Here is a 25,870-nt window from a genome sequence, read left to right as displayed (position 1 = left end):
CGCTGAAGTACCTAGGCACGATCGTCCACGCCACCGCACGCGGAGCGTTCGTCCCCCGGGATCCGGACGCGGCGCGGTCGCAGCTGGCCGCACGACAGGACTCTCGCGACGACCGTCTCGATGGCGCCGTTTGGCATCTCAAGGAGGAGATCTCATGGCTCGTTCCATCCGCCCCGCGTGGGCCCCGACCCCGGGTCCTCGGCCCGCTCGACGGGCTCTGACCTCGACCGTCGCCTTCGCGGCCGCGTCGACCTTGCTCCTCGCGTCCTGCTCCTCCGGCGGTGACGACGCGTCGGACGACGGCGCGGACGGGTCCGGTGGTGGTGAGGAGCTGAACATCCTCGTCGTCAAGCACCCGCTGACCAAGAAGATGTCCGAGATGGCATGGGTGGCCGAGATCGAGGAGGCGGCCGACGTCTCGATCAAGTGGGAAGAGGTGACCGCGGACTGGGACCAGAAGAAGTCGACGATGCTCGCCGCGGGCGACACCCCCGACCTGATCATCGGCGCCAACGCGATCACGGACTCCGACCTGGCGACGTTCCGGACGCTGTTCGAGGACCTCAGCGACGACATGGACGCCCTGCCCAACGTGCAGGCCATGTTCGACGAGGTCGACGGTGCCGAGGCGATGGCCAGCCAGGCCGACGGGACCGTCTACGCGTTGCCGAGCTGGAAGGAGTTCTGGCCGCAGGCCATCACCCGCCAGTACATCAACCAGCAGTGGCTGGACAACCTCGGTCTCGCGATGCCGACGAACTGGGACGAGCTCTTCGACGTCCTCGTGGCGTTCAAGGAGCAGGACGCCAACGGCAACGGCGACCCGAACGACGAGATCCCGTTCGACTGGTCGCCGGTCGGCACGACGGGCTACGGCTATTTCCAGCCCACCGCCCTTCTCGGCAGCCTCGGTCTGCCGATCACCGGCGGCGGCGGCACCGGCTACTTCGTCGAGGACGGCGAGGTGGGCAACTTCCTCGCCGACGAGCGCTGGAAGGAGGTCCTGACCTTCCTCAACCGCGCCTACGCGGCGGGACTCGTGAACCAGAACGTCATCACGCAGGACTACTCGGCGTACCAGTCGGTGGCGCGCGGCTCGGGTGACACGGCCTCGGTCGGGTTCAGCTGGGGCTGGACCGCGTCAGACCGCTTCGGCGCCCAGCTCGCCCCGCAGTACACCTCGATGGCACCGGTTCCCGCGGAGGCCGGTCAGGATGCTCCGCTCACCTGGAGCTACGACTTCGAGAACCTCACCGCGAACCACATCGTGGTCTCGGCCCAGACGAAGGCCAAGGCCGCCGCACTGCGGCTGGTGAACGCCTTCTACGACCAGGACACCTCGGTCCAGGTGCTGTTCGGCGACTTCGGCACCAACGTCACCAAGGTCGACGACAACACCTACGAGGTCCTGCCGCCGGCAGACGGTGAGAGCGACCCGTCGACGTGGAAGTGGACGTCCACGCTCGCCGACGCGGGACCGCTGTGGATCCGTGAGGGCATCGACCTCACGCTCCCCACCGACCTTGCCGAGGCGGTCGAGCAGAGCATCCCGCTGGAGGAGGCCGTCGCCAACGTCGACCCGGAGACGGACGTCCTGCCGCCCTTCCTCAAGATGAGCACGGAGGACCTCAGCACGATCTCGCTGAACAACTCCACGATCCTCAACCTCACCCAGACCAAGTTCGCCGAGTTCGTCACTGCCGGCGGCATCGAGGACGGCTGGGACGACTACGTCGCCCAGCTCGAGTCGGCGGGTCTGCCCCAGAACGTCGAGCTGTACCAGAAGTACTACGACGAGTTCAGCGGGTGAGCCCCGGTGTGGCGGCGGGCTTGACCGTCCGCCGCCACACCGCACCGTGGACAGCGAGTGGCCCAGATCCGCGACGGAGCGGGACGGAAGGTGGGTGGTGTCGTGGCGTTGACTCTCGACGAGACCGCGGCAAAGGTGCCGGGGAGCCCGGTGGTCGGACCGATGACGAAGGGCCGTCGGAGGCGCGCGGTGTCGAGGCACCTGCGCACCAGATGGCAGCTGTGGCTCATGGTGGCGCCGGCCGTCGCCGTGACCCTCGTGTTCGCGTACTTCCCGATGTACGGCATCCAGCTCGCGTTCCGCGAGTTCGACTTCACCGCCGGCCTCACCGGTGGCGAGTGGGTCGGGATGAAGTACTTCAACCAGTTCTTCACCAGCCCGCTGTTCTGGGACCTGATGCGCAACACGGTGGCCATCAGCCTGACGACCCTGGTGGTCGGGTTCATCGCCCCCATCGTCCTGGCGCTCGCGGTCAACCAGGTCGTCGGCCTGCGGCGCAAGCGGTTCACGCAGACCGCGACCTATCTGCCGCACTTCATCTCGATCGTCGTGGTCGTCGGCATGCTGCAGGTCTTCCTGTCGCCGACCACGGGAGTGATCCCCAACTTCCTGAGCTTCTTCGGCGTCACCGACACCAACTACCTGGGTGACCCCGACGCGTTCGTCCCGGTGTACGTGATCTCCGAGGTCTGGCAGCACTGCGGGTGGAACAGCATCATCTACCTCGCGGCGCTCTCGAGCATCGACACCCACCTGTACGAGGCGGCCCGGGTCGACGGCGCCAGCCGCCCGCAGATCATCCGGCACATCGACCTTCCGGCGCTCATCCCGACGATGGTCGTGCTGTTCATCCTCAACATGGGCGGGGTCCTGAACGCGGGCTTCGAGAAGGTCTTCCTGATGCAGAACCCGCTCAACCTGTCGGCGTCCGAGGTCATCTCGACGTACGCGTACAAGATCGGGATCCTGCAGAGCCAGTTCAGCTACGCCACCGCCATCGGCCTGTTCAACACGGTCATCAACTTCGCCTTCCTGGTTCTCACCAACCAGCTCGCCAAGAAGTTCGCGAACACGAGCCTCTGGTGACGGCGACCACGAGCGGGAGAACTCCCATGACGACGACGACTCTGCGTCCGACGACTCTGCGTCGCGGCAGGACCCTGGGTGACCTGCTGTTCTCGATCGGTCTCGGCACGTTCATCGTGCTGGTCCTGTTCGCGACGCTCTACCCGATCTACTTCGTGATGATCGCCTCGGTGAGCGACCCGACCCTGGTGGCCACCGGCAAGGTCTGGGTCATCCCGCAGGGGCTGAGCACCTTCGGCTACGAGCAGATCCTTGCGGACCCCCGCATCTGGACCGGCTACCGCAACACCCTGCTGTACACGGTGGTCGGCACGACGCTGAACCTCGTCGTGACGCTGCCGGCCGCCTACGCGCTCTCCCGGCGGGAGTTCGCACCGCGCAAGTTCCTGATGTTCTTCTTCGCCTTCACGATGTTCTTCAGCGGCGGGCTCATCCCCATCTACCTGCTGTACCGCGACCTCAACCTGCTCGACAACTGGCTGGTCTTCGTCATCCCGTCGGCGCTCAACGTCTACAACCTGATCATCGCGCGGGCCTTCTTCGAGAACTCGCTGCCCGAGGAGCTGTTCGAGGCGGCGACGCTGGACGGCGTCGGCTATCTGCAGTTCTTCTGGCGCATGGCGATCCCGCTGTCGAAGGCGATCATCGCGGTGATCGGGCTGTACTACCTGGTGCAGCACTGGAACGACTTCTTCACCGGCCTGATCTTCGTGCGGGACTACGAGAAGCAACCGCTGCAGATCGTCCTGCGGGACATCCTGCTGTCGAACCAGGCGTTCGCGGGCGGTGCCGGCGGCGCGGGCGGCTCCGGTGGCGGGGCGTACGCGCAGCAGTTCGCCGACCAGATCAAGTACGGCGTGATCATCGTCTCCACGTTGCCCGTGCTCCTCTTCTACCCCTTCGTGCAGAAGTACTTCGAGAAGGGCGTCATGGTCGGGTCGGTGAAGGGCTGATGAACCGGCTCCTCGGGTGGCACACGAAGGCAGGCGATCTCGGTCTGCGGCTCCTGCAGCTGCACCTGCTGTGGATCTGGTGGACGCTGCGCGGCGCGGTCGTGCTCGGCGTGTTCCCGGCCACCGCCGCGGTGCTCGCCGTGGTCCGCCGCGACGCGATGCGGGGTGACGAGGGCCGCGACCGGCCGCCGCTGCGGCAGGAGTTCCGTGCGTTCTGGCGCCAGGAGCTGGGTGCGGCCAACGTGGTCGGCTACGCGGTCACGGTCGTGTGGGTCGTGCTGCTGCTCGACCGCCAGCTGCTCGCCGTGGTGGACCTCGGTCCCGCGGGGCCCGTGCTGGCCGGCGTCCTGTGGGTCGTCACCGCGTTCGCCTTCATCATGACGGTGTCGCTGCCGGCGCTGTCGGCGCACTTCGCCGACCGTCCGGGGGCCCTGCTGCGGCGTGCCGCGGTGCTGGTGGTGGCGCGTCCCCGCCAGGCTCTGCTCAACGCCCTCGTCGTCGGCATCGTGCTGTGCACCTACTACGTCGTCCCCGGGCTGATCCCTGTCTTCGGCGTCGCCATGCCCGCGTACCTGTCGTTCTCCTACCTCTGGGGCAGCGGGCTCCTGGGCGCTCCGGCGGCGGGCACGGTGGCGGCCGAGCCGGTCGCCGCCGGAGCGGCCCGCTGACCGACCTGCGCCCTGCCCCTCCAACCACACACGCACGCCCGACACGGGCGGGAGATGAGACGTCCGTGACCGACCTGTTCACCGTCGACGGCACCACGCTGCGCTGGCGCGGCGGCGGCGAGACCTTGGTGGTCGAGCCCTGGGGCCGGGACAGCGTGCGGGTGCGTTCCGCGCTCGGCGACGTCGTCGACGCCGACTGGGCACTCCTCGCCCAGGACCCGTCGGCCCACGCCCAGGCCACGGTCGTGGTCGACGGCGCGACGGCGACCCTGACGAACGGCCGGATCCGCGTGCTCGCGACGGCGTCGAGCGGGCGCGACTGGCAGACCGGATCTCTGGCCCACGACTGCCGGCTCGCGTTCCACGACGAGGACGGGCGGCTCCTGTTCTCCGAGACGGCTGCAGGCGGCGCCCTAAAGCTGCGCTCCCGGACCTACCGTCCGCTGCCCGGCGGTGGCGTCCACGCGGAGCTGACCCTCGAGACGCCGGCCGGCGAGCACCTCGCCGGCATGGGCCAGTACCAGCAGGACCTGGTGGACCTCAAGGGCGCCACGTTCGAGCTGGCCCACCGCAACTCCCAGGCCAGCGTGCCGTTCGTGCTCTCGAGCGCGGGGTACGGCTTCCTCTGGCACAACCCGGCGATCGGCCGCGCGACGTTCGGGAGCAACCGGACCGAGTGGTCGGCCCAGAGCTGCCGGCAGCTGGACTACTGGGTCACCGCGGGCCCGACACCCGCGGCGATCACGCGCCGCTACGCGGAGGCCACGGGGCACGCGCCGATGATGCCCGAGCACGGCCTGGGGTTCTGGCAGTGCAAGCTGCGCTACAGCAGTCAGGCCGAGCTGCTCGAGGTCGCCCGCGAGCACACCCGCCGCGGGCTGCCGCTCGACGTCATCGTCGCGGACTTCTTCCACTGGCCGCACATGGGGGACTACCGGTTCGAGGACGAGTTCTGGCCCGACCCAGCGGCGATGGTCGCGGAGCTCGACGAGCTCGGGGTCGAGCTCATGGTGTCGGTCTGGCCGCAGGTGTCACTGGAGTCGGAGAACTTCGCGGAGATGTCGCGCCGCAACCTCCTGGTGAGCAGCAACCGGGGCATCGACGTCCAGATGTGGTTCGGCGGGCCCAGCCGCTTCGTCGACGTGACCAACCCCGAGGCGCGCGCGTTCCTGTGGGATCGGTGCCGCGAGGGCTACGGACGGCACGGGATCCGGCTCTTCTGGCTCGACGAGGCGGAGCCCGAGTACGGCGTGTACGACCACGACGCCTACCGCTACCACGCCGGTCAGGGGCTGGAGGTGGGCAACCTCTACCCCCAGGCGTTCTCGCGTGCGTTCGCCGAGGGCCTGGCCGCCGACGGGGAGGAGGCTGTCGTCAACCTCGTGCGGTGCGCGTGGGCGGGGTCCCAGCGGTACGGCGCGCTGGTGTGGTCGGGAGACATCCACTCCGACTTCCCGACCTTGCGCCGGCAGATCGTCGCGGGTGTGCACATGGGCGTGGCCGGCATCCCGTGGTTCACCACGGACATCGGTGGGTTCGGCGGTGGGCGCACCGAGGACCCGGCCTTCCACGAGCTGCTGATCAGGTGGTTCCAGGTGGGCACGTTCCTGCCGGTCATGCGGCTGCACGGCGACCGCGCACCAGCGAGCGAGGTCCTCGCGGCGGACGGCTCGTCGCGGCAGCCGACCGGGGCCGGCAACGAGCTGTGGTCGTTCGGCGCGGCCGTCTACGACGTGCTCGAGCACTACGTGCACCTGCGCGAGGACCTGCGGGACTACACGCGGGAGCTCATGTCCGCCGCCCACACCGACGGGCAGCCCGTGATGCGCGGCCTGTTCCACGAGTTCCCCGACGACCCGGTCGGCTGGACCGTCGCCGACGAGTACCTGTACGGCCCGTCGCTGCTGGTGGCTCCCGTGCTCGAGGCCGGTGCGACGTCCCGGCGCGTCTACCTGCCCGAGGGTGCGACGTGGACGTGCCTGAGCTCCGGCGAGGCCTACGACGGCGGCCGGTGGGTCGACGTCGACGCCCCCCTCTCCGTCATCCCGGTGTTCGCGAGGGACGGTGCGCTGCACCAGCTGGTGGGTCGTCTCGCGTCGGCGTGAGCACCGCAGTCCCGTCCCGACGCAGCTGTTCTTCTCTTCCCTTCTCGTCACAGGAGGCTCCCGTGAGTCAGCAGGCATCCGTCTCTATCGACCCGGCGTTCGTGGTCGCCCCGGTGAACCGGAGGGTCTTCGGCTCCTTCGTCGAGCACATGGGCCGCTGCGTCTACACCGGCCTGTACGAGCCCGGTCACCCCACCGCCGACGAGGACGGGTTCCGCGGCGACGTGCTCGACCTCGTCCGTGAGCTCGGGGTCACCACGATCCGGTACCCCGGCGGCAACTTCGTCTCCGGGTACAGGTGGGAGGACGGCGTCGGCCCGGTCGGAGAACGACCCACCCGGCTGGACCCCGCCTGGCGGTCGATCGAGACCAACGCATTCGGTCTGAACGAGTTCATGACGTGGGCCACGAAGGCCGACGTCGAGCCGATGATGGCGATCAACCTGGGCACGCGCGGACTGCAGGAGGCCATCGACCTCCTCGAGTACACCAACCACCCGCAGGGCACCACCCTGTCCGACCTGCGCATCGCGCACGGCGCCGCGGAGCCGCACGATATCCGCATGTGGTGCCTGGGTAACGAGATGGACGGTCCCTGGCAGCTGGGCCACAAGACGGCGTCCGAGTACGGCAGGCTCGCGGCCGAGACCGGGCGCGCCATGCGGCAGTTCGACCCGACCCTGGAGCTGGTCGCCTGCGGGAGCTCGAGCCGGGCGATGCCGACGTTCGGGGCCTGGGAGGCGACCGTCCTCGAGCACACGTACGACGTCGTGGACTTCATCTCGGCCCACGCGTACTACCAGCTCGACGGGTCCGACCACGCGAGCTTCCTGGCCTCGTCGGTCGACATGGACCGGTTCATCGACCAGGTCGTCGCGACGGCCGACCACGTGGGGGCCCGCCTGAAGTCCGACCGGCGGATCAACATCTCGTTCGACGAGTGGAACGTCTGGTACCAGCGCGAGCTGAGCAGCGGCGGTCTGCCGGCGGACTGGACCGAGGCGCCCCGGACCAGCGAGGAGGCGTACACGGTTCTCGACGCGGTGGTCGTGGGCTCGTTGCTCATCACGCTGCTGCGGCACTCGGACCGGGTCACCGCCGCGTCGCAGGCGCAGCTGGTGAACACGATCTCGTCGATCCGCACCGAGCCGAACGGCCCGGCCTGGCGGCAGTCGATCTTCCACCCGTTCGCGCTGATGGCGAAGCACAGCGCCGGGCAGGTTCTGGACCTGCGCCTGGACGCCCCGACCCTGCCCACGACGAAGTTCGGGGACGTCCCGCTGCTCGACTCGGTCGCCACCTACGACGCCGACGACGGGCGTGTCGCGGTGTTCGTGGTGAACCGGCACCCCTCCGAGCCCGCGTCGCTGTCCACCGCCCTGGGCGGGTTCGGTGGCGGTGAGCTCGTGGAGGCGGTCGTGATCGCCGACGACGACCTCACCGCCGCCAACACCCAGGACGACCCCGACCGCGTGACCCCGCAGCCACACCCGTCGGCGCGGGTCGTCGACGGCGTCCTGCGCGCCGAGCTCCCGCCGGCCTCCTGGAACATGTTCCTGCTCCGGGTGGGGACCCTGGCCTGATGCACGCCTTCCCGCTCGCCGACGTACGGCTCCAGGAGGGTCCCTTCAAGGACGCCCAGGAGGCTGACGTCCGGTACGTGCTCGCGCTCGACCCCGACCGGCTGTGCGCTCCCTATCTGCGCGAAGCCGGCCTGGAATCTCCGGCTCCCGGGTACGGCAACTGGGAGGGCGACGGGATGGGCGGCCACATCGGCGGGCACTACCTCTCGGCGTGCTCGCAGCTGTGGGCGGCGACCGGGGACGACCGGCTGCGCGAGCGCATCGAGCACGTCCTCGACGTGCTCGAGCGCTGCCAGGACGCGATCGGGACGGGTTTTGTGGGCGGCGTCCCCGGGGGAGCGGCGCTGGGCGAGGAGCTGGCCGCGGGCGTGCTCGATGCGGACACGTTCAGCCTCAACGGTCGGTGGGTCCCGCTCTACAACCTGCACAAGACGATCGCGGGTCTGCTGGACGCGGCCACGATCGGCTCGTCCGACCGGGCCCTGAAGATGGCGACGTCGTGGGCGGACTGGTGGCTGTCGGTCAGCCGTCGACTCTCGGACGAGGCGTTCGAGGAGATGCTGCACACCGAGTTCGGCGGCATGACCGAGGCGTTCGCCGCCCTGGCCGACGTCACCGGTCGACCGGAGTACCTCGCCGAGTCCCAGCGGTTCGCGCACCGCGAGGTCCTCGACCCGCTCGTCGAGGGCCGCGACGTGCTCGACGGCCTGCACGCCAACACCCAGATCGCCAAGGTCGTCGGCTACGCCCGTCTCGCCACCCTCGTCGACGACCCGCGGTACCGCGACGCGGCGGAGTTCTTCTGGCGCACCGTGACCGGGCGCCGGACGGTCGCTATCGGCGGGAACAGCGTCCGCGAGCACTTCCACGCGGTCGACGACTTCACCACGATGATCTCCGAGCGCCAGGGCCCGGAGACGTGCAACACGTACAACATGCTCAAGCTCACCGCCCTGCTCTATCTCGCCTCGGACGACGTCTCCTACCTGGACTTCTACGAGCGGGCGACGCTCAACCACGTGCTCTCGTCGCAGCACCCGACGCGTGGCGGGTTCGTGTACTTCACCCCGCTGCGGCCGGCGCACTACCGCGTGTACTCCCAGCCCGAGACGTCCATGTGGTGCTGCGTCGGCTCCGGTATGGAGAGCCACGCGCGGTACGGCAGCCTCGTCTTCGCCCAGTCCGACGGCGACCTGGCGGTGAACCTCTACCTGGCGGCCACCCTGGACTGGGCGGACCGCGGGCTGACCGCGCACCTCGAGGCCGACCTCCTCACCTCGGACACCGCCGTCCTGCACCTGGCAGTGACGTCACCCCTCGCGCTGGCTGTGCGGCTGCGCCGCCCCGGCTGGGCACACGACGTACACGTCGACGTCGACGACGAGCCGGTCGAGGCGGAGGAGGTCGGGGGGTACCTCGTCGTGCGCAGGACGTGGTCGGGAACGCACACGGTGACCGTGCGGTTCGACACCGGACTCACAGCAGAACCCTTGCTCGACGACCCCAGCTGGGTCGCCCTGCGCTGGGGACCCGTCGTGCTGGCCGCGCGTGCCGGCGAGGACCGGCTCGACGGCCTTCTCGCCGACGAGCAGCGGATGGGTCACGTCGCCAGCGGTCCCACCCGCCCGCTCGCGGCCACGCCCGTGATCGCCACCACCGACGCACTCGATGCTGCCGTGCTGGTCAGCCGCGACCCGCTGGAGGTCGACCTCACCGTGTGGCAGGACGGCGCCGACGCGCCGACCACCGTCCGGCTCACCCCCTTCGCTGCCATCCACGACGCGCGCTACACCCTGTACTGGCCGGTCGGGACCGACGTCGCCGCGCGTCGCGCCCAGCTCGCCGCGCAGGACAGGGCCGAGGCGTCGGACGTGGTGGTCGTCGCCGAGGTCGTCGCCGGCGAGCAGCAGCCCGAGTCCGACCACGAGTTCGCGGGCGAGCACACCCGCGCCCACACCGTCGACGGAACCCACACCCGGAGCGCCACGGGCTGGTTCTCCTACGCGCTGCACGACCCCGACAGAGTGGCGACCCTGCTGCAGCTGACGTGGGTCGAGCCGGATGTCGCAGACCCCCGCGCGCACGAGCTGAGGATCAACGGGACGGTGCTGGGGACGCCGGCCCGGACCTGGGTGGCGGACGGCGTCGTGCACGTCGACCACGTGGTGGAGGACGCGCTGCGAGTCGACGATCCGGACGGTCGCCTCGTCCTGTCGGTCCACAGCCGCGACGGCCTCGCCACGCCGGACCTGCTGCGGGTGCGGCTCGTCGTACCGCAGGCGGCGTGAACCTGGCCTCGGTCGTGCTGTCGAGACATCCCGAGCGGACGACGGGAGAACCCGCGTAGCCGGTCGCACGACGCCGGACGTCCGGCGGCAAGCTCTCGATGGCTCGATTCGAACCGGTGCGGGCATCACCGATCGATCAGCGAGGCACGACCGAATTGATCCAGGACCTTGGTCCTCTCATGTCGTTCGGCCTAGATGCCGATGATTAGTGCATGAGCAACACCGCACCACGCGGGCGATCAGCGGCACGGTCGACAGCCGCGTGCAGTCGCGCCGTCGTCTGACTGCCCCTGTGGCGTGTCGCTCATCCCGTCCCCAGCACCCTCGGTACCCGGCTCCGCGCCACTCGCACCAGTCCTGTCGCTCTGCGCCTTCTTCCCTAGGGCGGAGCTCGAACACACAAGAGAGAGCCGCGGGACGTCCGCGGGTCCACGCCACCAAGAGAGACGAGAAAGAGCAGCCGTGATCGACATCAAGCAGCGCCACGTCAACCGTGGGGTCTGGTGGATCATCGCGATCGGCGCCGTCTTCACGGTCCTCGGCACGATCGAGATCCTGACGTGAGAATCCGCAGCCTGTGGGCGATGGTCCAAGAGGACCCCGTGTTCATGCGGAAGATCAACGGCTGGGCGACCATCTTCTGGCTGGTCAACTTCCCACCCGTCATCCTCATCTACGCCTTCGCGCCGGACGTCTGGCAGCAGATGTCGATCCTCTACCTGGCGCTGGTGTCCATCTACGCCAACGTCGCCGGGCACCTGGCCGCGTGGCAGGCGTCCCGCATCGAGGTGGTCCAGAACGAGGACGCCAACGTCGAGGACGTCCTGGTCAAGCTGGAGCAGATCCACGAGGACGTCGGGACGAAATGAGTGACCGCCGCATCATCACGCCGAGCGTCGCTCACGATCGCGGCACAGTCCGCGCGGTCGTCGACCGGCACGAACCAGCTTCTGCTTCGGCACGTCCAGGCCGGCGGCGATCATGGACCACGGCACGCCGCTAGCCCGATGACGTGGGATCACCTCGACGCGCCGCTCGAGCGATCCTCGAGCGCAGGTGGCCTCATTGGCACGAACTGGGCACAAAGTGGGGCAAAGGCGTATAATTTCCTCGGCAACCGCGCCGGGGCGGAGTGCCCGCTCCGCGGTCCTGGACGCGGACGGCCCTCGATTCGAGGTGTCCACCATGCGTAGGCGATTCGCTGGTCTCGGACTCGTTCTGCTTCTTCTTTCAGGGCTGACCCTGCTCGCCGCGCCTGCTGCGTCGGCGCACCCCTACTGCGGCCAGGTCTGGGGCTCCTCAGCCAAGGGGGCGGGCGACCTGTCGGCCGGCACTCTGACGAACGTCCGCGCCGGGCGGCACGCGTGCTTCGACCGGCTCGTCCTGGACATCGACGCGCCCCTCACCGGATGGTCGGTGAGCTACGTGGACGCCGTTCGCCAGGACGGATCAGGCTTCGTCGTCCCCGTGGCCGGCGGCGCGCGGCTTCAGGTCGTCGTGGGAGTTCCCGTCGTACCGACCGACTCGTTCTTCGTGGGCCCGGGCAAGATCGTCGACACGTCGTCGTACCGCACGTTCCGCGACGTCGCGTGGGCAGGCAGCTTTGAAGGTTCGAGCACGGTGGGGCTCGGTGTCAGAGCTCGGCTGCCGTTCCGAGCGTTCGTGCTGGCTGGCCCAGGGTCAGGCTCGCGACTGGTCGTCGACGTGGGGCACCGCTGGTGCGCGCCCGGCCACTCGACGTGCTGAAGGTCGCCGCGTGCAACGCAGGTCGCGAGCGGACGACGGGAATCGAACCCGCGTAGCCAGTTTGGAAGACTGGGGCTCTACCATTGAGCTACGTCCGCACAGGTCCTGGCTCTGCGAGCCAGGACCGCGGCACCCAGGGTACCGGGTGCGCGAGGGCGCAACGTGCACCTCCCTCGGCCTCAGGGTCCGGTGGGGTGCGCCGGGATGTGGCGCAGGTTGGTAGCGCGTCCGCTTTGGGAGCGGAAGGTCGTGGGTTCGAATCCCGCCATCCCGACAACGAGAGATCAGGGACGTGCCCGACGTCGAGGGCGTCGCCGGAGCGGCTCCCACGTTCGCAGGCTCGACGACGACACACTGACCCCGTGCTGCACCTGCGGATCTCGGTCCCGGCGGACCTCACGAGCGGCGTCGTCGCCGTGCTCGAGCGAGCGCCGGCGGTGAGCAGCCTGGCGGTCCTCGATGGTGCGTCGCGCCGACCGCAGGGCGACGTGGTGCTCGCGGACGTCGCGAGGGAGGCAGCCAACGACATCTGCGACGAGCTCCTGGAGCTCGGCGTGCAGCGCGAGGGCACGCTCAAGATCGAGCCGGTCGAGACGTGGGTGTCGCACCCGGGGTACGACGCCGAGCGGCTCGCACCGGGCAGCAGCGCGGACGCCGTCGTCTGGATCGACGTCACGAAGCGCGCCTACGCGGACTCCGAGCTCAACTGGACCTACCTGAGCTTCATGTGCTTCGCGACGCTCATCGCTGCGATCGCCATCGTGCTCGACTCGCAGATCCTCGTCATCGGCGCGATGGTGCTCGGGCCGGAGTTCGGCCCGATCGCCGCACTGGGCATCGCAATGGTCCGCCGACGGTTCCACCTGCTGCGCAGTGCGCTCTGGACGTTGGTGGTCGGGTTCGCCATCGCCATCGCCGTCACCTGCGCGGCCTCGCTCGTCGCCAAGCAGCTGGGCTGGGTGACGGTCGAGCAGGTCACCGCACCTCGGCCTGCCACGGAGTTCATCTACACGCCCGACAAGTGGTCGTTCATCGTGGCGGTCATCGCCGGGGCTGCGGGGGTGCTGTCGCTGACGTCCGCGCGGGTCGGTGGGCTCGCCGGGGTCTTCATCTCGGTCACGACGGTGCCGGCCGCGGGCAACGTCGCGCTGGGCCTCGCGTTCGGCCAGCTGACCGAGGTCCGGGGGAGCGCGCTGCAGCTCGGCCTCAACATCGTCGGGATGGCCCTCGCGGGCTGGCTCACGCTGCTCTTCCAGAAGACCGTGTGGAACCGGTTCGCCGAGCGGCGCGAGCGTCTGCGGGAGAAGATCCTGCGCCGGGGCTGACGGGGATGTATCAGGGCGAATCGCCCAGGGTCTTGATCGGGGAATGCCCCCGTCACCTCTGGGAGAACCACGATGAGCAGGATCCTGTTCACCCTCACGCCCGTCACCGGCCACGTGCGGCCCGCGCTGCCGCTGGCCCGCGCCCTCGTCGAGGAGGGCCACGACGTCGTCGTCTACACGGGCCGCAAGTTCGCGCAGGCCATCACCGCGACCGGCGCCAAGCACGCGCCGATCGTGCGGGGCCGCGACCTCGACGACGCCGAGTTCGACGCCTGGTCGATGGCGCACGGCGCTCCGGCCCCCGGCATCAAGCGGCTGCAGTGGGACGTGCTCCACCACTTCGTCGCCACCGTGCCCGGGTTCCTCGCGGACCTCGACAGCGTCGTCGCGGCCGAGCGTCCCGACGTGATCGTCATGGACAACGGGTTCCTGGCCGGGTCGATCGCCGCGCGCCAGCACGACCTCCCGTCGGTCCTGTTCTCGGTCTCGCCGCTGGCCGTCTCCAGCAAGGACACCGCCCCGTTCGGCATGGGACTGCAACCCCCGCGGACGGGCCTCGACGGTCTGCGCTACGCGTTCCTCGCCTGGCTCACGCGCACTGTCGTGTTCCGGGACGCGCAGAGGGCGGCCGAGAAGGTCGTCTCCGACGCGGGCCTACCCGTCCCTGACGGCTTCTTCGTCGACTGGGCCCACACCGAGGTCACCCGGGTGCTGCACACGTCGGTCCCGTCGTTCGAGTACCCGCGCAGCGACCTGCCGGAGCACGTCGAGCTCGTGGGTCCGTACCTGCCGGCGGGCATCGACCGGTTCGAGCCGCCCACCTGGTGGGACGACGTGCTCGAGGCGCGGGCGAGCGGCCGGCCCGTCGTCCTGGTTACGCAGGGCACGGTGGCGACGGACCCGGAGCGGCTCCTGTGGCCGGCGATCGACGGCCTGGCCGACGAGGACGTCCTGGTCGTCGCGACCACCGAGCCGATCGACGCGTACCCCGCGAACGTGCGCGCGACGCCGTTCGTGCCGTTCGACCGGCTGCTGCCGCTCGTCGACGTCCTGGTCACCAACGGCGGCTTCGGCGGTGTCCAGCAGGCGCTCGCCGCGGGCGTCCCCGTCGTCGTGGCCGGGCGCTCCGAGGACAAGGCCGAGGTCGGCGCGCGCGTGGTCTGGTCCGGCGTCGGTCTCGCACTGGCCACCGACAAGGTCACGGACTGCACGACGTCCCAGGCCGTCCGCGAAGGCGTGAACCGGGTGCTGGACGACCCGTCGTTCGCGCGCCGGGCCGCCGAGCTGGCGCAGGAGTACGCCGAGCACGACGGCATCGCGCGGACCGTCTCGGTCCTGACGGAGGTCGCGGGCAGCGGTCGGTGAAGGTGCCCGTGAGGACGTTGCCAGGCCCACAGCCTGCTGGCTTGGGACCGCCGCCCGCCGTGGCGTAAGGTCGAGGGTCGCCAGCGTGCGGTCGTCGGCCCCTTGTGCGGGGTGTGGCGACGGCGTGCGGCCCTGAAGCAACGGAGATCGCCGGAGTCGCCGGCGCCCGCCCCGATCAGTTGGAGACCATCGAAGTGAAGAGCGCCGTCGAGACCCTGGAGCCCACCAAGGTCAAGCTGACCGTCGAGGTGACGTACGACGAGCTCAAGCCGAGCATCGATCACGCGTACGAGCACATCGCCCAGGACGTCGTCGTCCCCGGCTTCCGCAAGGGCAAGGTCCCCCCGCGCATCATCGACCAGCGCGTCGGTCGCCCCGCCGTCCTCGAGCACGCGATCAACGAGGGCCTGTCCGGCTTCTACGCCGAGGCCGTCCGCGAGAACAAGCTGCGCCCCCTGGGCCAGCCCGAGGTCGAGGTCACCAAGGTCCCCGGCCTGACCGCCGCACCCGCCGGCGAGGAGGGTGAGCTGCACTTCACCGCCGAGGTCGAGGTCCGCCCCGAGATCACCGTCCCGGCGCTCGACGGCATCGCGGTCACGGTCGACGACGTCGAGGTCTCCGACGAGGACGTCGCGGCCCGCCTCGACGCCCTGCGCGAGCGCTTCGGCACGCTGGTCGGCGTCGACCGCCCGGCCGCCGAGGGCGACTTCGTCGTCATCGACCTCACCGCCACCATCGGCGACGAGCAGGTCGACAACGTCTCCGGCGTCAGCTACCAGATCGGCTCGGGCAACATGCTCGAGGGTCTCGACGAGGCGCTCACGGGCCTCTCGGCGGGCGAGTCGACCACGTTCGAGACGGCCCTCGCGGGCGGCGACCACGCCGGCGAGACCGCCCAGGTCAACGTGACCGCCACGACCGTCAAGGAGCGTCAGCTCCCCGACGCCGACGACGACTTCGCGCAGCTGGCCAGCGAGTTCGACACGCTCGAGGAGCTGACGGCGGACCTGCGCACGCAGGCGTCCAGCATCAAGGCGTCCAACCAGGCCGTGCAGGCCCGCGACCTGCTGCTCGAGCAGCTGCTCGCCGGGACCGAGATCCCCGTCCCGGCGGGGGTCGTCGAGACCGAGGTGAACCGTCACCTCGAGGGCGAGGGTCGCCTGGAGGACGACGAGCACCGCGCCGAGGTGGGCGAGCAGGCCACCACCGCGCTGCGCAACCAGATCCTCCTCGACACGCTCGCCGAGCAGCTCGAGATCAAGGTCAGCCAGAACGAGCTGCTCGACTACCTGGTGAACGCGTCGCGCCAGTACGGCATGGACCCGAACACGTTCATCCAGACCATCGACCAGCAGGGCCAGATCCCGACGATGGTCGCCGAGGTCGCACGGTCGAAGGCGCTCGCCGTCGCGCTGCGCCGCGTGGCCGTCACGGACGGCTCCGGCCAGGCCGTCGACCTGTCGGAGTTCATCGGCTCCGACGCCGAGGACGCCGCCGAGGCCGCGGAGGCCGCTGAGCCGACGTCCGACGCCGCGACCGACATCTCGGCGTTCGACGAGTTCGACGACGTCGAGACCGCCGAGGACTCCAAGGCCTGACATCGGCCCGGAAGGCCCCGCACCCCGCTCGGGTGCGGGGCCTTCGACGTTCTCGCGGGGTCCCCGGCCCCGGGCTCTGCCGTCAGCGAAAACGCTCGGTGGCGGGCCATGTCCGAGCGTGGGCGCGCGTTAGGGTCACTGCATCGCACGGGTTCCCCAAGGGACTGGCGTGCGGTGCAGGACAGACGTCACCGTCAGATGAGGGAGCCTTCGTGAACGAGCTAGTGCCGATGATGGCCAGGGCGGACGGCCCGGCCTTCGGCCTCAATGACTCCATCTACAACCGACTGCTCCGTGAGCGCATCATCTGGCTCGGCTCCGAGGTGCGCGACGAGAACGCCAACGCCATCTGCGCGCAGATGATGTTGCTCGCCGCGGAGGACCCGGACAAGGACATCTGGCTGTACATCAACTCGCCCGGTGGCTCGATCACCGCGGGCATGGCGATCTACGACACCATGCAGTACATCCAGCCGGACGTCGCCACCATCGCGATGGGCATGGCCGCGTCGATGGGCCAGTTCCTGCTCTCGTCGGGCGCCAAGGGCAAGCGCTACGCCCTGCCGCACGCTCGCGTGATGATGCACCAGCCCTCGGGCGGCATCGGTGGCACCGCGACGGACGTGCGGATCAATGCCCAGCTGATCCTCCACATGAAGAACGTGCTCGCCGAGCTCACCGCCGCCCAGACGGGCAAGAGCATCGACCAGATCAATGCCGATGCCGACCGGGACCGCTGGTTCACCGCCCCCGAGGCGCTCGAGTACGGCTTCGTGGACAAGGTCGTCACGAGGGCCGACTCGGTCGCCGGCGGCGGCGGCACGGCCTGACGGCCGACTCGAGTCCGTCGATCATTGTCATCTTTTGAGGAGAAGCACATGAGCATGGAATCTCAGTTCATGGCGCGTGCCGGGATGCTGGCCGGTCCCGGCGGGCTCGCGCCGTCGTCGCCCGCCGCCCGGTACGTGCTGCCGCAGTTCGAGGAGCGCACCGCCTACGGCTTCAAGCGCCAGGACCCGTACACCAAGCTGTTCGAGGACCGCATCATCTTCCTCGGCGTGCAGGTGGACGACGCCTCGGCCGACGACGTCATGGCCCAGCTGCTGGTGCTCGAGAGCACCGACCCGGACCGCGACATCATCCTGTACATCAACTCGCCCGGCGGCTCGTTCACCGCGCTCACGGCGATCTACGACACGATGCAGTACATCAAGCCGCACATCCAGACGGTCTGCCTCGGGCAGGCAGCCTCGGCGGCTGCCGTCCTGCTCGCGGCCGGCTCGCCCGGCAAGCGCCTGGCGCTGCCCAACGCGCGGGTGCTCATCCACCAGCCGGCGATGGAGGGCGGCGGCTACGCGCAGGCGTCCGACATCGAGATCCACGCCAACGAGCTCATCCGCATGCGCGAGTGGCTCGAGCTGACCATTGCGCACCACACCGGCCGCGACATCGAGCTGGTCCGCAAGGACATCGAGCGCGACAAGATCCTCACCGCCCAGGCGGCGCTGGAGTACGGGATCGTCGACCAGGTGCTCGCCAGCCGCAAGGGCGTCATCCCGACGACCGTGCAGGCCAAGTAGCACGTCCCTCGAGCCGGACCCGCTGCGACGGGTCCGGCTCGAGCGCGTTCGGCGCGACACGCCTGGTGCATGTCAACAACACGCCGAGACCCGCCGTGCCGTGTGTTCGGCTGACATCACGGCCCGGGTGGTGTGCAATGGGGGAGGGCGCGCACCCTGCGGGGTGACGTGTGACGACGCACCGCCCGTCGGGCGGAGGGCGACACGAGGAAGGGGATCGACGTGGCTCGTATTGGGGACGGGGCCGATCTCCTGAAGTGTTCCTTCTGCGGCAAGTCGCAGAAGCAGGTCAAGAAGCTGATCGCCGGCCCCGGGGTCTACATCTGCGACGAGTGCATCGAGCTCTGCAACGAGATCATCGAGGAAGAGCTGGCGGAGGCCACGGAGGTCGGCCTGGTCGAGCTGCCGAAGCCGAAGGAGATCTTCGAGTTCCTCGAGCAGTACATCATCGGCCAGGAGTCGGCCAAGCGGGCCCTCGCGGTGGCGGTCTACAACCACTACAAGCGGGTCCAGGCCGGTGAGGCGCGCACGTCGACGACGGACGACCACATCGAGATCGCGAAGTCGAACATCCTGCTGGTCGGACCCACGGGCACCGGCAAGACGTACCTCGCGCAGACCCTCGCCCGCATGCTGAACGTCCCGTTCGCCATCGCCGACGCCACGGCCCTGACCGAGGCCGGCTACGTCGGCGAGGACGTCGAGAACATCCTCCTCAAGCTCATCCAGGCCGCCGACTACGACGTCAAGAAGGCCGAGTCGGGGATCATCTACATCGATGAGATCGACAAGATCGCCCGCAAGAGCGAGAACCCGTCGATCACGCGCGACGTCTCCGGCGAGGGCGTCCAGCAGGCGCTGCTGAAGATCATCGAGGGCACCACCGCCTCGGTGCCGCCGCAGGGCGGTCGTAAGCACCCGCACCAGGAGTTCATCCAGATCGACACGACGAACGTCCTGTTCATCGTGGCCGGCGCGTTCTCGGGACTGGACGACATCATCGCCGCCCGCGCGCGCAAGCGCGTCGTCGGCTTCGGCGCCCCGCTGCTGGACTCGGTCGACGAGGGCGACCTGTTCGCTGAGGTCCGCCCCGAGGACCTGCAGAAGTACGGCCTCATCCCCGAGTTCATCGGTCGCCTCCCCGTGGTCGCCGCGGTCTCCCGCCTCGACCAGGAGGCGCTCGTGCGCATCCTGACCGAGCCGAAGAACGCGCTCGTCAAGCAGTACCAGCGCATGTTCCAGATCGACGGCGTCGAGCTCGAGTTCGACGACGAGGCCGTGGCCTCCATCGCGGACCAGGCGCTGCTGCGCGGCACCGGTGCCCGTGGCCTGCGGGCCATCATGGAGGAGGTCCTCCAGCAGGTGATGTTCGAGGTGCCCAGCCGCGACGACGTGGGCCGTGTCGTCATCACGCGAGACGTGGTGCTCGAGAACGTCAACCCGACGCTCATCCCTCGGGACAGCGGCGAGGAGAAGCGCACACCCCGCGAGAAGAGCGCCTGACGTTCCCACCATCGCGCCTAGGATCGCGACCGTGACCGACGTTCCGACCCCGATCCCTGCCGAGCTGGCGCGTCTGCGCGGAAGCATCGACAACATCGATGCTGCCCTGGTGTACCTGCTGGCGGAGCGGTTCAAGGCGACGCAGCAGGTGGGCGTGCTCAAGGCGACGACAGGGCTGCCGCCGTCGGACCCCGCGCGCGAGGAGCAGCAGGTGTCCCGGCTGCGGGAGCTCGCCCGCACCGCCGACCTCGACCCGGTGTTCGCGGAGAAGTTCCTCGCGTTCATCGTCGAGGAGGTCATCCAGCACCATGAGGCCATCGCCCAGGGGCACGCACAACGCGACTGAGCGTTCGGGGTGGCGCCGCGTGCCGCAGGAGCGGAAGGTAGGTGGGGTCAGCTCCGGCCGGCCGCGGGGGTGACTGCGAGCGGCCGCCGGGGATCTCGATCCCGGAGGGATGCCCATGGACCTGCACTGGCTCAAGCCGCTGCTCGGACGGCCGTCGCCGTTCACGACCGTCTACCTGGATGCCACCAGGACCGGCGCCAACGCAGACGCCGAGGCAGCGGACCGCTGGCGGGGCGTGCGGCGCTCTCTGGAGCGTGACGGCGCGTCGGCGGGAGTGCTCGACGACATCGCCGAGCTCGTGTCCGTCCCGACCGGGGTGCGAGGCCCGCACGGTCGGGTCGTCGTGGCCGACGCCGACGGCGTCGTCGTGGACCGGGTGCTCTCGGAGCCGCCGGCCCGGTCGCACGCCGTGTTCGGCCCTGCGCCGGCGCTCCTGCCGGCGGTGCGCGCAGCGGACGAGACGGTGACGTATCTCCTGGTCGCGGTGGACCGCAACGGCGCGGACCTGACCTGGGCGGCCGGCGGCACGGTCCGTACCGAGGGTGGTCCGGAGACGGAGACCGTCGACGGTGGGCACGACGACGTGCACAAGACGCGTGAGGGTGGCCTGGACCGACGCAGCCAGACGCGCGCGGAGGACTCCTGGGGACGCAACGCCGAGGCGGTCGCCGCGGTGCTGGACAAGCGCGTCGCCGAGCGGGGCCCGGACCTGGTGCTGATCACGGGGGACGTGCGCGCGGTCTCACTCGTGCGGGACGCGGTCGGCCAGCCCACGGGTGAGCTGCTCGTCGACGTGCCCGGGGGAGGTCGGGGCGAGGGACTGAAGAAGGGCTCGTTCGAGGCGCATGTGGCGCAGGCTCTGGCGGCGTTCCGGAGACGGCGCAGCGACGCGGTGCTGGACCGGTTCCGGGAGGCACAGGGACGCGGTGGCGGGGCCGTGACGGCTCTGGAGGACGTGATCGAGGTGCTCCGGCGCGGTCAGGTGGCCGAGCTCGTGCTGCACGTCGACTCCCTGACGTCGGGGCTCGCGGAGCGCACCCTGTGGGTCGGGCCGGAGCCGCTCCAGGTGGCCACCAGCGCGAGCGACCTCGCGTCGATCGGGGTGACCAGCGGAGCCGAGGAGATGGACGCCAACGTGGCGCTCGTGCGGGCTGCGCTGGGTCAGGACGCCGGGCTTACGTTCGCCGAGGACGGCACGGTGGATCTCGTCGACGGCATCGGTGCGGTCCTGCGCTGGTCCGACGACTCGACGCCGAGCGAAGCGGTCCCGACGCAGTCGGCGGACCAGGCCCGCCTCCGCACGGTGGTCTAGCAGGCGCGCAGCGTCCGCACTCGAGCGGGTCCGAGCCCGCTCGAGCGCGGACGTCGCATGGGAGGGATGGGTTGCGTCCGCAACACGTCGGAGTGCGACGTTGCGGTGCAGGGTCAGTCGACTCGGGTGTCCGTGTAGAGGGTGTCGATGTCGCCAGCGAAGTCCTTGAGGATCAGGGCGCGCTTCACCTTGAGGGACGGGGTGAGGTAGCCGTTCGCCTCGGTGAAGTCGGTGGTGAGCACGCGGAGCTTGCGGATCGACTCGGCGCGGGAGACCGCCTCGTTGGCGCGGTCGGCGGCGCGGTCGAGCGCCTCGAGGACTGCCGGGGCGGCGGCGGCCTCATCGACGGACATGGCAGGCAGCCCGTGGTTGGCCAGCCAGCCCGGGAGCATCTCCGCGTCCAGGGTGACCAGTGCGCCGATGAACGGCCGCTGGTCGCCCACGACGACCACCTGGCTGACCAGCGGGTGGCCGCGCAGCCGGTCCTCGAGGACCGCGGGGGCCACGTTCTTGCCGCCCGCGGTGACGATGAGCTCCTTGGTGCGGCCGGTGATCCGCAGGTTGCCCAGCTCGTCGAAGGAGCCCAGGTCGCCGGTGCGGAACCAGCCGTCGACGAGCACCTCGGCGGTCGCCTCGGCGTCGTGCCGGTAGCCGCGGAACACGTGCGGGCCGGAGACGAAGATCTGTCCCTCGTCGTCGACCCGCAGTGCCGTGCCGGGGTACGGGGGGCCGACGGTGCCGATGGTCGTCGCCCCGGGACGGGTCACGGCCGTCGCGGCCGTGGTCTCCGTCAGGCCGTAGCCCTCGAGGACCTCGACGCCGATGCCACGGTAGAAGTGGCCGAGCCGCTCGCCCAGCGGGGCACCGCCGGAGATCGCGAACTCGGCGTGGCCGCCCAGCGCCGCGCGCAGCTTCGCGTGCACGAGCCTGCCGGCCAGGGCGTGGCGGGCACGCAGGGCGGCGCCGGGGCCGCCGGTCTCCAGCGATCGGGAGTAGTCCTCGGCAGCTCGGGCGGCCCAGCGGAAGAGCTTGAGCTTGGTCCCGGAGCCCGCCTTCTGCTCGGCCGAGTTGTAGACCTTCTCGAAGACGCGGGGCACCGCGAGGATGAACGTCGGCTGGAACGTCCCGAGATCCTGGACCAGGGACTTGGTGTCCGGCGTGTGGCCCAGCACCGCCCCCGAGGGCACGCAGAGCACCTGGATGAACCGCGCGAACACGTGCGCGAGAGGCATGAACAGCAACGTGCGCGAGTGGGGCATCGCGACGACGTCGCCCAGACCGGCCACCCCGTTGCGCGTGATCGCGACGAAGTTCCCGTGCGTGAGCTCGACGCCCTTGGGCCGGCCGGTGGTGCCGGACGTGTAGATGACGGTCGCGAGGTCGTCGGCGCGGGCGATGGCGCTGCGACGGCGGATCTCGGCGTCCGCGACGGCGGTCCCCGACTCGACGAGTGCCGCGACGGCGCCGTCGTCGATCACGAGAACCTCGGTGAGGCCGGGCAGGTCGTCGCGGACCTGCGCGACGACCTCCGCGTGCTTCGCGTTCTCGACGAGGGCGAGCCGGACCCCGGCGTCGGCCATGATCCAGCGGACCTGCTCGGCCGACGACGTCTCGTAGACGGGCACGCCGAGGGCTCCGGCCGCCCAGCAGGCGAAGTCCAGCAGGGTCCACTCGTAGCGCGTGCGGGACATGATCGCGACGCGATCGCTAGGCCCGATGCCGTGCGCGACGAGGCCCTTGGCGACGGCCGTCACCTCGGCGACGAACTCCGCGACGGTGACCGCGGTCCACGTGCCGCCGACCTGCCGCTCGGCGAACGTCCCCGTGGGGTCACGCAGCAGCCGTTCGGCGAGCATCCCGGGGATGCTGTCCGCGGGGTCGACCTCGACGAGGGTCTCGGACCGGATCTCGCGCATGTCAGGCCTTCGGCTCGGGGGGCACCAGCTCGGCGTCGCGGGCGACACAGGTCTCGCCGTCGCCGTCCACCAGGGTGAGCGTGCCGGTGACCCGGCCCGCGGCTCGGATGTCGTCCAGCGCCGCGTCGACGCCAGGACGCAGCGCGGGAGGGACGGCCAGGACGACCGCGGTGATCTCCGTGCGCATCGACAGCTTTGCCTCGGACTTCACCTTGCGCAGCGCGGCGAGCGCTGAGCCGGCGGCCACGACGACCGTGGGGTCCGCCGCGGTGCGCAGCGGCTCGGCAGACGGCCACGGCGCGCGGTGCACCGAACCCTCGCGCCACCACGACCAGACCTCCTCCGTGGCGAACGGCAGCACCGGCGCGAAGAGGCGCAGGAGCACGTCGAGGGCGACAGCGAGGGCGACGCGTGCCGAGACGGTCTCCGGCGACGGGTCCCCGTAGGCGCGGTCCTTGACCAGCTCGAGGTAGTCGTCGCAGAACGTCCAGAAGAACGTCTCCGACAGCTCCAGCGCGCGCGTGTGGTCGTACGCGACCAGCGCGGCCGTGGCCTTCTCGACGACGTCCGCCAGGCCGGCCAGCATCGCGCGGTCGATCTCGGAGGTCACCAACGCCGGGTCGAGCGAGAGCGGCTCGTCGGCGGCGCCGAACGACAGCGCGAACTTCGAGGCGTTGAGCACCTTGATGGCCAGGCGGCGGCCGATCTTCATCTGCCCGATCTCGAAGGCAGCGTCCGTGCCGAGGCGTGCCGAGGCGGCCCAGTACCGGACCGCGTCGGACCCGTGCTCCTCGAGCAGGCTCATGGGGGTGACCACGTTGCCCTTGGACTTCGACATCTTCTTGCGGTCGGGGTCGAGGATCCAGCCGCTGATCGCCGCCGACGACCACGGCAGGGAGCCGTGCTCCAGGTGCGAGCGGACCACCGTGGAGAACAGCCACGTGCGGATGATGTCCTGGCCCTGGGGGCGCAGGTCCATCGGGAAGACCCGGCTGAAGAGGTCGGGGTCCGTGCGCCAGCCGCCGACGATCTGCGGCGTCAGCGAGCTCGTGGCCCAGGTATCCATGATGTCCGGGTCCGCGGCGAACCCGCCCGGCACCCCCCGCTGGTCGGCGGTGTAGCCCTCGGGCACGTCGGACGACGGGTCGATGGGGAGCTGGTCCTCGGTCGGCAGCAGCGGCTTGTCGTGCTGCGGCTCGCCCGACTCGTCGAGCGGGTACCAGACCGGGAACGGCACGCCGAAGAACCTCTGGCGCGACACCAGCCAGTCGCCGTTCAGGCCGCTGACCCAGTTCTCGTAGCGGACCTTCATGAAGTCGGGGTTGAACCCCAGCTCCGCTCCGCGGGCCAGGAGCGCGTCGCGCAGGGCATCGTCGCGACCGCCGTTGCGGATGTACCACTGGCGGCTGGTGACGATCTCGAGCGGCTTGTCGCCCTTCTCGTAGAAGTTCGCCTTGCGCTGCGTCGTGACGGGCTCGCCGTCGAGGTCACCCGTCTCGCGCAGACCGGCCACGACGGCCTCGCGCGCGGAGAACGTGGTCTTGCCGGCCAGCTCCTCGTAGCGGGCGCGGGCCGCCTCGGAGCCCAGCCACTCGGGCGTGTCCCGCAGGATGCGGCCGTCACGCCCCACCACGGACCGCGTCGGCAGCTGGAGCTCGCGCCACCACTGCACGTCCGTGAGGTCACCGAACGTGCAGCACATCGCGATGCCGGCGCCCTTGTCGGGCTCGGCCAGGGTGTGCGCCAGGACGGGGATCTCGACGTCGAACAGCGGCGAGCGGACCGTGGTGCCGAACAGGTGCTGGTACCGCTCATCGTCGGGGTGCGCGATGAGCGCCACGCACGCCGGAAGCAGCTCCGGACGGGTCGTCTCGATGTACACCGGACCACCCCCACCGTGGAACGCGACGCGGTGGAACGCGCCGGGGTAGTCGCGGGCCTCGAGCTCGGCCTGGGCGACCGCCGTCTGGAAGGTCACGTCCCACAGCCCGGGCGCCTCGGCCTGGTACGCCTCGCCGCGCGCGAGGTTGCGCAGGAACGCCTGCTGCGCGACGGCACGGGACTCCGCGGAGACGGTCTGGTAGGTCCGCGACCAGTCCACCGAGAGGCCGAGCCGACGCCAGAGGGCCTCGAACAGCCGCTCGTCCTCGATCGTCAGGCGCTCGCACAGCTCGACGAAGTTCCTCCGGCTGACCGGCACCTGCGGACCCGACTTGCCCTCGCCGCCCTCGAACGGGGGCGTGAAGTCGGCGTCGTACGGCAGGGACGGGTCGCACCGCACGCCGTAGTAGTTCTGCACGCGGCGCTCGGTGGGCAGGCCGTTGTCGTCCCAGCCCATCGGGTAGAAGACCTCGCGGCCGCGCATGCGCTGGAACCGGGCGACGACGTCGGTGTGCGTGTACGAGAACACGTGGCCGACGTGCAGCGAGCCGGACACCGTCGGGGGCGGCGTGTCGATCGAGTAGATCTGCTCACGGGTCGCGGTGCGGTCGAAGGCGTACAGGTCCTGCGCGGTCCACGCCTCGTCCCAGCGGGTCTCGACACCGTCGAGGGAGACCCGGTCCGGTACCTGCCGCGTGCCCGTGGTGGTCAGGGGTGCAGCAGGCGGGACGGACGCAGTGGGGGACTCAGAGCTCATGGGTCGACATCTTCCCAGATCGGCGGGCGTGGAGGCTCCGTCGACGAT

General features: G+C 70.1%; 19 protein-coding genes and 2 tRNA genes. 18 read left to right on the top strand and 3 right to left on the bottom strand.

Going from position 1 to position 25,870, the window contains the following annotated elements; all coding sequences use genetic code 11:
* Window positions 1-154 precede the first annotated feature (154 nt).
* The 9 genes from ASG23_RS05540 (at window position 155) to ASG23_RS05500 (ending at window position 12,239) form a co-directional block, all read left to right on the top strand.
* A complete protein-coding gene (locus ASG23_RS05540; protein ID WP_056021423.1) occupies window positions 155-1,810 on the top strand; it encodes an extracellular solute-binding protein in 1,656 nt (551 codons plus the stop codon).
* 189 nt (window positions 1,811-1,999) lie between these two features.
* Window positions 2,000-2,896: an ABC transporter permease gene (locus tag ASG23_RS05535; RefSeq protein WP_235520897.1), complete on the top strand. Its 897-nt coding sequence runs from the start codon at window positions 2,000-2,002 to the stop codon at window positions 2,894-2,896.
* 26 nt (window positions 2,897-2,922) lie between these two features.
* Entirely contained in the window at window positions 2,923-3,849 is a 927-nt protein-coding gene (locus tag ASG23_RS05530; RefSeq protein ID WP_056021421.1) for a carbohydrate ABC transporter permease, read from the top strand.
* Complete coding sequence (locus ASG23_RS05525) at window positions 3,849-4,517, top strand: YesL family protein (RefSeq protein ID WP_056021418.1); 669 nt, start codon at window positions 3,849-3,851, stop codon at window positions 4,515-4,517. Before ASG23_RS05530 ends, ASG23_RS05525 begins: the two co-directional genes overlap by 1 nt.
* A gap of 65 nt (window positions 4,518-4,582) precedes the next feature.
* Complete coding sequence (locus ASG23_RS05520; RefSeq protein WP_056021415.1) at window positions 4,583-6,622, top strand: glycoside hydrolase family 31 protein; 2,040 nt, start codon at window positions 4,583-4,585, stop codon at window positions 6,620-6,622.
* 62 nt (window positions 6,623-6,684) lie between these two features.
* On the top strand, window positions 6,685-8,205 hold the full coding sequence (arfA, locus tag ASG23_RS05515; protein ID WP_056021412.1) for an arabinosylfuranosidase ArfA: 1,521 nt from the start codon (window positions 6,685-6,687) through the stop codon (window positions 8,203-8,205).
* Complete coding sequence (locus ASG23_RS05510) at window positions 8,205-10,493, top strand: beta-L-arabinofuranosidase domain-containing protein (RefSeq protein ID WP_056021409.1); 2,289 nt, start codon at window positions 8,205-8,207, stop codon at window positions 10,491-10,493. Before arfA ends, ASG23_RS05510 begins: the two co-directional genes overlap by 1 nt.
* Window positions 10,494-11,053: 560 nt before the next feature.
* Window positions 11,054-11,362: a hypothetical protein gene (locus ASG23_RS05505; RefSeq protein ID WP_157465531.1), complete on the top strand. Its 309-nt coding sequence runs from the start codon at window positions 11,054-11,056 to the stop codon at window positions 11,360-11,362.
* A gap of 316 nt (window positions 11,363-11,678) precedes the next feature.
* Complete coding sequence (locus tag ASG23_RS05500) at window positions 11,679-12,239, top strand: AMIN-like domain-containing (lipo)protein (protein ID WP_056021403.1); 561 nt, start codon at window positions 11,679-11,681, stop codon at window positions 12,237-12,239.
* Between the two features lie 27 nt (window positions 12,240-12,266).
* Here ASG23_RS05500 and ASG23_RS05495 read toward each other — a convergent pair.
* Window positions 12,267-12,337: transfer RNA gene (locus ASG23_RS05495), tRNA-Gly, on the bottom strand.
* Window positions 12,338-12,439: 102 nt separating this feature from the next.
* Between ASG23_RS05495 and ASG23_RS05490 the strand changes: the two genes are divergently transcribed.
* The 9 genes from ASG23_RS05490 to ASG23_RS05450 all read left to right on the top strand — a co-directional run bounded on the left by ASG23_RS05490 (window position 12,440) and on the right by ASG23_RS05450 (window position 21,268).
* Window positions 12,440-12,513, top strand: a tRNA-Pro gene (locus ASG23_RS05490).
* A gap of 88 nt (window positions 12,514-12,601) precedes the next feature.
* Entirely contained in the window at window positions 12,602-13,564 is a 963-nt protein-coding gene (locus ASG23_RS05485) for a DUF389 domain-containing protein (RefSeq protein ID WP_056021400.1), read from the top strand.
* 72 nt (window positions 13,565-13,636) lie between these two features.
* Window positions 13,637-14,929, top strand: coding sequence for a glycosyltransferase (locus ASG23_RS05480; protein WP_056021397.1), 1,293 nt, complete (start codon window positions 13,637-13,639; stop codon window positions 14,927-14,929).
* Between the two features lie 194 nt (window positions 14,930-15,123).
* The gene (tig, locus tag ASG23_RS05475) at window positions 15,124-16,527 is read left to right on the top strand and encodes a trigger factor (protein ID WP_056022615.1); all 1,404 of its coding nucleotides are present in this window, start codon (window positions 15,124-15,126) and stop codon (window positions 16,525-16,527) included.
* A gap of 212 nt (window positions 16,528-16,739) precedes the next feature.
* Window positions 16,740-17,357, top strand: coding sequence for an ATP-dependent Clp protease proteolytic subunit (locus ASG23_RS05470; RefSeq protein ID WP_056021395.1), 618 nt, complete (start codon window positions 16,740-16,742; stop codon window positions 17,355-17,357).
* A gap of 48 nt (window positions 17,358-17,405) precedes the next feature.
* The gene (locus ASG23_RS05465) at window positions 17,406-18,107 is read left to right on the top strand and encodes an ATP-dependent Clp protease proteolytic subunit (RefSeq protein ID WP_056021393.1); all 702 of its coding nucleotides are present in this window, start codon (window positions 17,406-17,408) and stop codon (window positions 18,105-18,107) included.
* Between the two features lie 222 nt (window positions 18,108-18,329).
* Complete coding sequence (gene clpX / locus ASG23_RS05460) at window positions 18,330-19,610, top strand: ATP-dependent Clp protease ATP-binding subunit ClpX (RefSeq protein ID WP_056021391.1); 1,281 nt, start codon at window positions 18,330-18,332, stop codon at window positions 19,608-19,610.
* Between the two features lie 31 nt (window positions 19,611-19,641).
* Window positions 19,642-19,956 carry a chorismate mutase gene (locus ASG23_RS05455; RefSeq protein WP_056021389.1) on the top strand — a complete coding sequence of 105 codons (315 nt, stop codon included), beginning with the start codon at window positions 19,642-19,644 and terminating at the stop codon, window positions 19,954-19,956.
* A 115-nt stretch (window positions 19,957-20,071) separates the two neighbouring features.
* Complete coding sequence (locus ASG23_RS05450) at window positions 20,072-21,268, top strand: baeRF2 domain-containing protein (protein ID WP_056021386.1); 1,197 nt, start codon at window positions 20,072-20,074, stop codon at window positions 21,266-21,268.
* A 113-nt stretch (window positions 21,269-21,381) separates the two neighbouring features.
* On the opposite strand, the gene ASG23_RS05445 is transcribed toward ASG23_RS05450, so the two are convergent.
* Window positions 21,382-23,184 (bottom strand): AMP-dependent synthetase/ligase, encoded by a 1,803-nt coding sequence (locus tag ASG23_RS05445; protein ID WP_056021383.1) that lies wholly within the window; start codon window positions 23,182-23,184, stop codon window positions 21,382-21,384.
* Between the two features lies 1 nt (window position 23,185).
* Entirely contained in the window at window positions 23,186-25,822 is a 2,637-nt protein-coding gene (valS, locus tag ASG23_RS05440) for a valine--tRNA ligase (RefSeq protein ID WP_056021381.1), read from the bottom strand.
* Window positions 25,823-25,870: the final 48 nt, after the last annotated feature.

Origin of the sequence: Cellulomonas sp. Leaf395, assembly GCF_001424125.1 — a bacterium.
Classification (GTDB): domain Bacteria; phylum Actinomycetota; class Actinomycetes; order Actinomycetales; family Cellulomonadaceae; genus Cellulomonas.
Note: the sequence above shows the minus strand (reverse complement) of the source record. Positions and strands in the feature narration are given on the sequence as shown.